The sequence below is a fragment of the Saccharothrix sp. ST-888 genome (genome assembly GCF_000955975.1).
Taxonomy (GTDB): Bacteria; Actinomycetota; Actinomycetes; order Streptomycetales; family Streptomycetaceae; genus Kitasatospora.
This window is the reverse complement of record NZ_JYJF01000077.1, coordinates 25,206-35,512: the sequence shown is the minus strand read 5'-3', so window position 1 is coordinate 35,512 and position 10,307 is coordinate 25,206. Positions and strand designations below refer to the sequence as shown.

11 protein-coding genes and 2 pseudogenes are annotated in these 10,307 nt (G+C 70.4%); 8 read left to right on the top strand and 5 right to left on the bottom strand.

Annotation, left to right across the window (positions count from 1 at the left end):
• Nucleotides 1-222: transposase (locus UK12_RS45115; RefSeq protein ID WP_442973836.1), on the bottom strand; the 222-nt coding region annotated here is incomplete at its 3' end.
• A 176-nt stretch (nt 223-398) separates the two neighbouring features.
• On the opposite strand from UK12_RS45115, the pseudogene UK12_RS45110 reads away from it, so the two are divergent.
• Both UK12_RS45110 and UK12_RS22595 read left to right on the top strand, forming a co-directional pair.
• A pseudogene (locus tag UK12_RS45110) lies at nt 399-572 on the top strand (alpha-hydroxy-acid oxidizing protein); the annotation flags it as partial.
• Nucleotides 573-600: 28 nt separating this feature from the next.
• The gene (locus tag UK12_RS22595; protein ID WP_156178861.1) at nt 601-780 is read left to right on the top strand and encodes an alpha-hydroxy-acid oxidizing protein; all 180 of its coding nucleotides are present in this window, start codon (nt 601-603) and stop codon (nt 778-780) included.
• Between the two features lie 103 nt (nt 781-883).
• Here the strand turns inward: UK12_RS22595 and UK12_RS22590 are convergent, their stop codons facing one another.
• Nucleotides 884-1,582, bottom strand: a complete 699-nt coding sequence (locus UK12_RS22590) for an SDR family oxidoreductase (protein WP_045304919.1) — start codon at nt 1,580-1,582, stop codon at nt 884-886.
• A 347-nt stretch (nt 1,583-1,929) separates the two neighbouring features.
• On the opposite strand from UK12_RS22590, the gene UK12_RS22585 reads away from it, so the two are divergent.
• A complete protein-coding gene (locus UK12_RS22585; RefSeq protein ID WP_331386664.1) occupies nt 1,930-3,537 on the top strand; it encodes an ISL3 family transposase in 1,608 nt (535 codons plus the stop codon).
• Nucleotides 3,538-4,091: 554 nt separating this feature from the next.
• Here the strand turns inward: UK12_RS22585 and UK12_RS22580 are convergent.
• The gene (locus tag UK12_RS22580; protein ID WP_045304917.1) at nt 4,092-5,246 is read right to left on the bottom strand and encodes an FAD-dependent oxidoreductase; all 1,155 of its coding nucleotides are present in this window, start codon (nt 5,244-5,246) and stop codon (nt 4,092-4,094) included.
• 80 nt (nt 5,247-5,326) lie between these two features.
• Between UK12_RS22580 and UK12_RS22575 the strand changes: the two genes are divergently transcribed.
• A complete protein-coding gene (locus UK12_RS22575) occupies nt 5,327-6,019 on the top strand; it encodes a TetR/AcrR family transcriptional regulator (protein WP_045304926.1) in 693 nt (230 codons plus the stop codon).
• Between the two features lie 209 nt (nt 6,020-6,228).
• On the opposite strand, the gene UK12_RS22570 is transcribed toward UK12_RS22575, so the two are convergent.
• A complete protein-coding gene (locus UK12_RS22570) occupies nt 6,229-7,134 on the bottom strand; it encodes a LysR family transcriptional regulator (protein ID WP_045304916.1) in 906 nt (301 codons plus the stop codon).
• A 140-nt stretch (nt 7,135-7,274) separates the two neighbouring features.
• Here UK12_RS22570 and UK12_RS22565 point away from each other — a divergent pair, with 140 nt between their 5' ends.
• From UK12_RS22565 to UK12_RS41540, 4 genes and pseudogenes are all read left to right on the top strand, one after another.
• Entirely contained in the window at nt 7,275-8,093 is an 819-nt protein-coding gene (locus tag UK12_RS22565; RefSeq protein ID WP_045304915.1) for a 3'(2'),5'-bisphosphate nucleotidase CysQ, read from the top strand.
• 45 nt (nt 8,094-8,138) lie between these two features.
• Complete coding sequence (locus UK12_RS22560) at nt 8,139-8,735, top strand: NADPH-dependent F420 reductase (RefSeq protein ID WP_045304914.1); 597 nt, start codon at nt 8,139-8,141, stop codon at nt 8,733-8,735.
• A gap of 58 nt (nt 8,736-8,793) precedes the next feature.
• A complete protein-coding gene (locus tag UK12_RS22555; RefSeq protein ID WP_045304913.1) occupies nt 8,794-9,024 on the top strand; it encodes a hypothetical protein in 231 nt (76 codons plus the stop codon).
• Between the two features lie 132 nt (nt 9,025-9,156).
• A pseudogene (locus UK12_RS41540) lies at nt 9,157-9,270 on the top strand (IS607 family transposase); the annotation flags it as partial.
• 357 nt (nt 9,271-9,627) lie between these two features.
• On the opposite strand, the gene UK12_RS22550 reads toward UK12_RS41540, so the two are convergent.
• Complete coding sequence (locus UK12_RS22550) at nt 9,628-10,218, bottom strand: TetR/AcrR family transcriptional regulator (RefSeq protein ID WP_045304912.1); 591 nt, start codon at nt 10,216-10,218, stop codon at nt 9,628-9,630.
• Between the last annotated feature and the right edge of the window lie 89 nt (nt 10,219-10,307).

The window sequence follows — 10,307 nt, the reverse complement described above, 5'->3', positions numbered from 1 at the left end:
GTGCAGCTCGCGGGGTCGTAGGGTCAGCATGCGACGGCCCTTGGCCGCGGTGGTGCACTTGTCGCGGGAGGGACAAGGGCGGCAGTCGGCGCGGGCGAACTCGATCACGATAGCGTCGTGGCCGTGCTGCTGGACGGGATACCAGCCGCTGCTGGTGCGGCCCGGGGGCAGCGGACCTGACGTGTCGTCCAGTCGATGCGGCAAGTTCCAGGCCGAGCGCATACTCCCAGTCGATTGCCCGGACTGCCATCTCAGCTGGCGGTCGGTCAGGTTCTCGGCGAACTGTGGGTTAACGCGGCGAAGGGCGTGTCCACCTTCGTTCGTGTCTCGGTCAGGGGCTGGTGTGAACGATCACGCAATTCGGCTCTGGCGCTGATCTTGTGACGCTGTCGGTGTCAATGGACATCGCCGCCGCGGCCACCAGCCCGCTGTGGCTGCAGCTGTACTGGCTCAAGCGCCGCGACCTCCTGGTGGGCCTGATCCGCCGGGCCGTGGCCGCCGATTTCCGCGCGCTGGTCCTCACCGTCGACGCGCCCAGGGTGGCGTTCTGTCCGCGGGACGCCGCCAACGGGTTCCCCTGTGCTGGGCGCGGACGCCGTGATGGTCGGATGCCCGGCCCTGTGGGGGCTCGTCCACTCCGGCGCGGAGGGCGTCGCGGACGTCCTGCGGCTGCTCATGGGCGAGTTCGAGGAGGTCATGGCCCTGATGGGGGCGCCCACCGTGGCCGACTTCGAGCGGTCCGGGGTGGTCCTTCCCGGGGGCGCCCACTTCTCCCCCTGACGCCGCGCGTCCACCCGGACGCCCGAAGGCGCCTTCGGCCTGCACCGCGTGGTACGCGGCGGGGGCGAAGGCGCCTTGTCGTGCGGTCGTTGGGAGCGCGGCGTCAGCCGAGCTGCCCGGTCGGCCGTATGGTGATGTGGTTGATGTCCACGCCCGCGGGCTGGTTGACGGCGAAGACGATCGTGTCCGCGATCTGCTCGGCGGTCATCGCCGGCGCCGCCTCGGGGGTGCCGCCGCGCTCGTCCCAGAACGGGGTGTCCACCACCCCGGGGGCGACGACGGTCACGCCGACTCCGTCCTTGCCGACCAGCAGCCGGGTGTTCTCGGCCAGCGCGTGCGCGGCCCACTTGGTGACCGAGTACAGGTTGCCAGGCGTGTTGCGCACCCCGGCGACCGAACCGATGATCACGATCCGGCCCTTGGAGTCCCTGAGATGTGGCAGGGTCTCCCGCACCAGCAGGGCCGGGCCCAGGACGTTGGTGAGGACCATGGCGCGCATGTCCTCGGGGGTGTGGCTCTCCAGGTTGCCGGGCAGCGAGAAACCGGCGTTGGCGATGACGTTGTCCAGGCGGCCCCACGCGTCCACCACGCGGCGCACGGCGGAGGCGACGTCGTAAGCGTCGCTGGTGTCGCCGGTGATCGTCAGCAGCCGCTCGCCCGCTCCGGCCGAAGCGGCGAAGGCGGCCAGCTTGTCCGCGTCACGTCCGGTGACGGCCACGCGGTGGCCCTGCTTGAACAGGGCGCGGGCGGTGGCGGCGCCGATTCCGGTCGAGCCACCGGTGATCAGCGTGACGGGTTCCATGGGACGGCCTCCTCAGCGATATGGGTTATCGGGGCTCCCAGGGTCCCGGATGTCGATGAACGCGAGGTGGCGCGTGAGGTCGACCGACTCCGGGTCGCCGGTTCCCCGAAACGCCTGCACTATACCCAGCGATCTTCCCGCCGGGCCGGTACGCCATCACTGACCGGCCACGATGCCGTACGAAGTGGCCGAACCCGCGCTACTGGCCCCCATGTTGGGCCCTGCGTGCCGCGCAGGGCCCGGGCTGCGCTCACGCTCCTGGTCCGGCAAGCATGACGGAGAGAAGTACGCGAGGAAGCAGCGGTTGGCTGTGATCATGTCTCGCGTGTTCTTCGCGGAGTTTCGAGGTGTTGTTCCCTCATCTGGCCGGTGTCGTGGTGGAGTTGGTGGATTTGGCTGCGGCCGGGGTTGTCACGTTACATGCGCGGGCCCGCTCGGCGGGTGCGGACTGCCCGCACTGCGGTAGTGGCTCGGACCGGGTGCATGGCCGGTATGTGCGACGGTTGGCGGATGCCGCGGTCGGTGGTGCCAGCGTGGTGATCGAGCTGCTGGTTCGGCGGTTCAAGTGCCCGAACCCGGCGTGTCGGGCGGTGACGTTCGCCGAGCAGATCACGGGGCTGACGAGCCCGCATGCCCGGTACACGCCACCGGTGCGTGAGCAATTGACCTCGATCGCTCTCGCACTGGCCGGCCGCGCGGGAGCCCGCCTGGCCGGGATGCTGGGCCTGCGCGTCGCCAAAGACACCCTGTTACGTCTGGTCCGGGCCACGCCGGAAGATCCCGTCGGACAGATCCGTGTGCTCGGTGTCGATGATTTCGCCCTGCGGAAGGGGGACTCGTACGCCACGATCCTGGTGGACCTGGAGAGACGGCGCCCGGTGGACGTGCTGCCCGGCCGGGACGCCGAACCGCTGGCCGCCTGGCTGAAGCGCCATCCGGAAGTGGAGATCATCTGCCGGGACCGCGCCGGAGCCTATGCCGAGGGCGCCCGCAGCGGCGCCCCGCAAGCAGTGCAGGTCGCCGACGCCTGGCATCTGTGGCACAACCTCGGCGAGGCCGTCGAAAAGACCGTCGCCGCCCACCACACCTGCGTCCGAACCACGTTCGAGAACACCGTACCGGCCGCCCCGCCGACCAGCGACGACATCTGGCAGACGCCACCGCCGCCAGCACCGGCTGCCGGGATGCTCGACGTCTGCGGACGAGAGCGCCGCCTGGTGACCCGGACCAGGGAACGCTACACCGCCGTGCAACAGCTCCTGGAGGGCGGCAGCACGCTGGAGAACATCTGCCGGACACTGCAGCTGGACCGGTCCACCGTGCGCCGCTTCGTCCGCGCCGCCAGCATCGACGAACTGCTGGTCAAAGCGACGAACCGCTCCACCATCCTGGACGAGTACAAGCCCCACCTCCACCAGCGATGGAACGAGGGCTGTCACAACAGCACCCAGCTCCACCAGGAAATCGTCGCCCTGGGCTTTGCCGGAAGCATCCAGACCGTCCAGCGTTACCTCCGCCCGTTCAAGGCCGCCACCGCCGCGCCACCCGTGCGCCGCCCGGCTCCACGGCCCCGCCGCATCGTCCGCTGGATCATGACCGACCCCGGAAACCTGACAGCCGATGATGCCGCCGACCTCAAGGAGATCCGGACCAACTGCCCCGAACTCGACGCCGTCACCCACCACGTCCGCGACTTCGCCACCATGATGCGCGACCTGCGCGGCGACCAACTGCCCGCCTGGATGGAACGCGTCCTCGCCGACGACCTGCCCGCCCTGCACTCCCTCGTCACCGGACTGAGCCGCGACATCGACGCCGTCACCGCCGGGCTCTCCACCCCCTGGAGCTCCGGCCAGATCGAAGGACAGGTCACAAGGACGAAACTACTCAAAAGGCAAGGATATGGACGAGCCAACCTCGACTTCCTCCGCAAACGCGTACTCCTCACGCCCTGACCCGACTCCGTCACAAGATCGGCGCCAGAGCCCGCAATTCCCCAGGCCCGGCGTCACGTAATTCCCCAGGTCCTGCCCTCGTTCATGTCTACTTGATCGAGGGCTTGTCTTGTCGGTGCCGCCGGGTGTGTCCGCGCGACTGAGCTGGCTCCGGGTCCTCCGGATCGTTCTGTACGACGAGGAGGAAGGGAGGAGTCCGGATGTGTGGTGCGGGGCTGCGCCCCGTTGCCATGGGATACCGTTTCACCTGCGGCGGGCGGCACCCCCAAGGCCGTTTGCCAAGTCCGGTGATCTTGTGAGCGTGCTGGTCGGGCTTTGCCGGGTGGCCGATGCCGCGCCGCCGTGCCCCGCCGACCGTCGCGTCCGGCACGCTCCTCCCCGGCCTGCGGGCGGATGCCCGCGACCACCGCGCGGATGTCGAGGGGCCCTCACGCCCGGTCGAGCGGGTCCCGGTCCGCGAAGGCATGTACCACCGCCCGGTGCGCCGGGTCGAGCTCCCACCGGTTCACCTGGTGAGGACGAGCCCCCCGGTCGTCCGAACGCGTCGGTCGCCTTCAGGACTGTGCCACCGCCTCGTCCTGTCCCTCCGGGTGCCCGCTGAAGAAGTCGACCAGGCTCTGCGGTGCGCGCTCGCCGAGGCAGAGGTCAAGAATCTCGTGGGCGTCCGCGTAGCAGGCCTCGCTGCGCGGGAAGAGCTCCTTCTCGTAGGCGGCGAGCGCCGCTTCGACGTCGTCGGGGTGCTGGGCGATGGCCTTGCCGAGTTCGGCACCGTCGAACATCGCCAGGTTGGCGCCGTCGCCGGACGGCGGCATCAGGTGCGCGGCGTCGCCGAGCAGCGTCACGCCGGGCACCCGGTCCCAGCGGTGTCCGTTCGGGAGGGTGTGGATCATGCGTGCCACCGGGGCGGTCTCGCCGTCGGTGATCAGCGCGGTGAGGTGCGGCGCCCACCCGTCGAACTCGGCCGCGACCCGGGCGCTCGCGGCCGCGGTGTCGGTGAAGTCCGTGGCGGCGATCCACTCGGCCGAACGGCTCAGCTCGACGTAGGTGTGGAGGATGCCACCCGCCTCACGGTGGGCGACGATCCCCTTGCCGGGGGCGAGTGCGTACATGGCGCCTCGGCCGACCAACGCGGCCGTCGCGGGGTGCCGCTCGTCGACGTCGTGCAGGTAGGTCTCGACGAACGTCGTGCCGGTGTAGACGGGCCGGGCGTCGGAGAGCAGCGGCCGGACCCTGGACCAGGCGCCGTCCGCGCCGACCAGGATGTTGCTGGTCACGGTCGAGCCGTCGGTGAAGGTCAGCTCGTGCCGGCCGTCGCCGAGCGGCCGGACGTCGGTGACCTTGCTGCCCCAGCGCACCGTCCCCTCGGGCAGGGAGTCGAGCAGGATCCGGCGCAGGTCGCCGCGGAGCACCTCGGGGCGTACCGCAGTGCCGTCGGAGGGGATGTCCAGCAGCAGCGCGCCGTGCTGGTCGAGCACCCGGGCGGCGTCGCCGCCCTCGTGGATGATCGCGCCGAACTCGTCGGTGAGGCCGGCGTCCGCGAGGGCGCGCTGTCCGTCCTCCTCGTGGATGTCGAGCTGGCCGCCCTGGGCGCGGGACTCGGCGGAGGGGTCGGCCTCGTGGACGGTGGCGGGGATGCCGTGGACGTGCAGGACGCGCGCGAGGGTGAGGCCGCCCAGGCCCGCGCCGATGATCGTGACCGGTGTCGTCATGGTGTTCCCTTCGAAGCAATGATGGAATGTTGTTCCATTCCCATGTTGGAACAGTGCTCCATTCATGTCAAACTGTGTTCATGGCCATCAAGAAGCAGCGGGCTGTACGGCGCACGGACGCACTGTCGAAAGAACGGATCGTGGAGGCCGCGATCGAGATCCTCGACTCCGACGGCGAGGGCGCGCTGACCTTCCGCACGCTCGCGGCCCACCTGGCCACCGGAAGCGGGGCGATCTACTGGCACGTCGCCAACAAGGACGACCTGCTGGCGGCGGCCACCAACGACGTGATCGCCCGGGTCATGGCGGACCTGGCCGGCGGCGCGCGTCCGCGGGAGGCGATCCGGGCCCTCGCGCTCGGGCTCTTCGACGCGATCGACGCACACCCCTGGGTCGGCACCCAGCTCTCCCGCGCGCCGTGGCTGGCCGCGATTCCGCAGATCTTCGAGGGTTTCGGCAGCCGGCTGGAGGAACTCGGTGTGCCCGAGGGAGCGCAGTTCGACGCCACGTCCACGCTCGTGATCCATGTCCTCGGCGTCGCCGGACAGAACGCCGCCAACGCCCGCCTGCACGCGCACAGGACCGATCGGACGGCCTTCCTGAGCGAGATCGCCCAGCAGTGGGCCCAGCTCGATCCCGCTCGGTACCCGTTCGTGCACCGGGTGGCGGCGCAGTTGCCCGAGCACGACGACCGGGAGCAGTTCCTGGCCGGCATCGACCTCATCCTGGGCGGCATCGAGGCCGCCCACCCGGGTCCGTCCCCTCGGACCTGACTCGAACCCGAGCGGGTCGGGGGCCGGCCAAGAACTGGGTGCCGCGCGCTCAGAACGGGAGGGCCGGCCCCGCCCAGATGGTCTTGCCGGAGAGGCCGCAGCGCTGCCCCAGCGGGTGGCGAGCTGCGCGATCAGGGAGCGACCCGGCCGTGCTATGAGGTGACCCTGGAGTGTGGACGTGTCCCGGTGAGGCGGCCGTGCGGCGTCGGCTACGACGCTCCGCATGTGGCCAGTGCGGTTCGCGCCAGTGCGCGCAGCCAGGTGTGGGCGTGGTCGGTGTCGTAGCGCTGGTGCCATGACAGGTACACCGGTGCCGAGGGGAGTTCGAGCGGCAGGGGAAGTACGGCCAGGCCGAGGTCGGCGGCCGCGGTGCGCGTGGTGATTTCGGGGACGCTGATCAGGAGGTCGGTGCCGCGCGCGAACTCCAGCGCGGCTGCTTCCGTGGGGGCGGCCGCCACCACGCGGCGGGTGAGGCCGAGCCGAGTGAGGGCGTCGTCGAGGGCGTTGCTGAGGTTTCCGCGTCGCGAGACGGTGACGTGTTCGGCGGCGGCGTACTGCTGTGCCGTGACGGTTTGGGCGCGGGTGAGGGGGTGTCCCTGCCTCACGACGGCGACGAGGCGGGTCTCGCCCACGTGCTCGGCGCGGATGTCGGGTGCGCTCGGGCGGTTGGCGTTCGCCTCCAGATCGACCTCGCCGCGTCGCAGTTCGGGGGTGTCGGTGCTCGATTCCGCGACGAAGCGCAGTCGCACGCCCGGCGCCTGTCCGCGTACGGCCGCGAGCAGCGCGGGGCCGCTGAGGGCGACCAGGGAATCGTGCCAGCGGAGTGTGAAGGTGCGCTCCAGCGTTGCCGGATCGAGTTCACGGCTCGGTGCCAGCACGCCCCGGACCTGGTGCAGCAGCTCGTGCACCTGTTCCCGGACGGCGATCGCATAGGGCGTCGGGGTCATGGTGCGGCCGGTGCGCACCAGGATCTGGTCCCCGGTCGTGCGCCGGATCCGGCCCAGACTCCGGCTCATCGCGGGGGCGGTGACGTGCAGGCGTGCGGCCGCCCCGGCCACGCTGCCTTCCTCCAGCAGCGCGTCGAGCGCGGTGAGCAGATTCAAATCCAATTGCATGGGAGTAATCCCAGCCGTGTTTGACATGCATTTGATGTTAATGGAGGGGGTGTATAGCGTCGTCACCACGGCGCAGGACGGAACGCACGGCCCGGCCCGAAATCTTCTTCCTCACCCCTTGCTCAGACGGGAGTACCACCATGTCCGAAACGCTTCAGACCACTGACGTCACCGTCTCCGACGCCGACCTGCTCGACCAGACCGCGGCCGCCGTGCGTGAGGCCGGTTCGGCACTGCGCGAGCGGTTCGGCGAGGTGGTCCCCTACCAGACCCGCGAAGAGCTGATGAGCGCGCTCGCCGCCAACGACGACACGGCCCTCGGCATCCTGCGCCCCCGCCTCACGAGCCTGCGCCCGGACGCCGGCTGGGTGGAGGACGAGCTGGACGGCGGGGCGCTGCCGTCCGGCGAGTGGTGGGTCGTGGATCCGGCCGAGGGCAACGTCAACCACCTGCACGCCCTGCCCGAATGGGCGGTGACCGCCACCCTCGTGCGCGACAACCAGCCGGTGCTCACCGCGGTCCACCTGCCGCTGACCGACCAGACCTACACCGCGCTCACCGGCGCGGGCGCCCACCTCGACGGCCGGCCCCTGCACGTCTCCCGGACCGCGGACCTCGGACTGAGCGTCGTGGCCACCAGCCAGGCCCGGCCCGACGAGGACGAGAACGTCGTCCGGCGCGTCGGCTCCTCGATCACCGCGATGCTCTTCGACGCACTCGTCGTCCGCGTCGCCGTGCCCGCGACCCTGCACCTGCTGAACGTGGCCGCCGGCCGGCTCGACGCCTTCTGGCAGTTCGCCGGCGCCCGCGCGGACCTGCTGCCCGGCGCGCTCCTCGTCACCGAGGCCGGCGGACGGATCTCCGACGCCGAGGGCCGCCCCTGGACCCCGCAGAGCGCCGGCTTCCTGGCCGCCGCGCCCGGCGTCCACGCCCAGGCCGTTGCCACCCTCTCACGCTGACCGAACACCACCCCACCCGCACACACGACAAGGGACCACACCCTCATGACCACGATCGCAGTACTCGGAAACGGCCGCGTCGGCGGCAACCTGGCCGCCGCCCTCACCCGCGCAGGGCACGAGGTGACCGTCGCGGACCGCACACCGGGCGCCGCCGCCGACGCCGCCCAACGCGCCCGGATCGTCATCAACGCCACCCCGGGCGCCGGCTCCCTGGAACGGCTCGCCGCCCTGCGCGACGAACTGCGCGGCACCCTCCTCGTCGACGTCTCCAACGCCACCACCGACGGACCGGACGGCCTGCCCGCCGACCTGCTCTACCCCGGCTCGAGCCTCGCCGAGCAACTCCAGGAAGCACTCCCCGAAACACACGTCGTCAAGACCCTCAACACCATGCTCTTCCCGGTGATGACCGCCCCGGCCACGCTCACCCAGACGCCCACCGTGTTCCTCTCCGGCGAGGACCCCTGGGCCAAGCAGACCGTCCGCGAACTCCTCACCGACCTCGGCTGGCACAACGAATGGATCACCGACCTCGGCGGGATCCGGACCGCCCGCGCAACGGAGGCCGCGATCCTGTTCGTACCCCACGTGATCCGCTCCAGCGGATTCGTCCCCTTCGCGATCTCGATCACCCGCTGACCCCGGACCCAGCACACCGCCCCCCGGGCCGGCCCGCATCCCGGGACAGGAGCGGGCGGTGACGCTGTGGCGGCAGGTCCTGGCCGCACTCACCGACGACACCCGCAACGACGCGACACGCGAGAAGATCGTCGCCCGCGGCGCCGCCCGGCTCGCCGCCCACCGCGCACCCGAGGGCCGACAGCCCACCCCCGACGCAATCACGGACACCGCCTTCCACGAATTCCACCTGCTCCTCACCGCCGCCCAGGCCCGGACCGCACTCCGCGAAATCCGCGCTCGCGGGTAACCCGGACGGCACAGGCGGCGTTGAACCCGCCGTGACCACAAGGACGCGGCGCACGCCCCACGTCGGCGTGCAGCGAAGCAGCGGTGAGACGGTTCCGCGCCGTGAGCTGGAGCCGATCTTCACCCAGCTCGCCGCACGGTGGGAGAGGTCGGCTCGGGGCTGAACGGGCGGCGCCGCGAGCTGCACCGCCTGCTGTCCGACCCGAACGCCACCGTGATTGTGGTCGAGCACCGTGACCGGCTGGCCGGGGTATCGACCTCTGTGTGAAGACCCTCGCGGTGATGGCCTACAGCACAGGCGAGATCCGCACCGTCGCGAACCCCGGGCACTACGACCGGGCACTGGGGCAGCTGCGCCGCGCCTCCCGCACCGTGTCCCGACGCCAGGGTCCCGACCGGCGCACCGGACAGCAGCCGTCCCGCCGAACCCCTGAACTGCGCGGAACGCAGGCAGGAGTCACAGCAAGTACGCCCCGTACGTCGGCAAACACTGCGCCACCGCCCACAGCTACACCCTTCACACCGAGATCACGATCACGGAGAGGGGGCCTGCGCCCCGCTCGCATCGGTAAACGCCACGGCGTTGGCCGTTGACCTGCACGAATCACGATGAAACTTCCTCAGTCGGCCGCCGGTCCCCCAAGACCGGCGCGCAGGTCAGGATGGCGCTGACAACGACGTCGAACAAGTGGTCTGCGCGTGACTCGAGCGAGGGTTGGTCACCGACCCAGGCGAGCGCCGCCACCAGTGCGAACAGATCCGTGCCGTCAATGTCGGCCCGCGCCGCGCCCGCGGCCTGGGCGCGGGTGAGGAGCCGCGCACCGGCGGCGCGCAGGGCGACGCACGAGGCGTGAAGTGCGGACTCGACGTCTTCGATGGCGGCTGCCATCAGCTCGGTCACGCCTTGATATTGCGTTGTCCACGCAGTGCAGTCACGCAGCCACGAAACGAGTGCCTCTTCGGGTGAACTCGAGGTCTCGAGCTCACCCGCTTTGGCCGTCAACTCGGCAAAGCTCGTGTGGAGCAAGGCTTCGAGCAGCGCTTCTCGCGTCGGATAGTGCCGCAGGAGCGTGGCGAGCCCGACACCGGCCCTGCGCGAAACATCCCGGAGGGACACGTCGACACCTTGCTCGCTGATGGCTATGCCCGCTGCTGCGAGCACCTGCTCGCGGTTCTTCTTGGCGTCGGCTCGCATCTGTCCCTCTTGACTATCTGGATCAGTGATCCATATCATCTGGACCACTGATCCATTTATGTGGATCAGTGGTCCGCTAAGGGTATCGC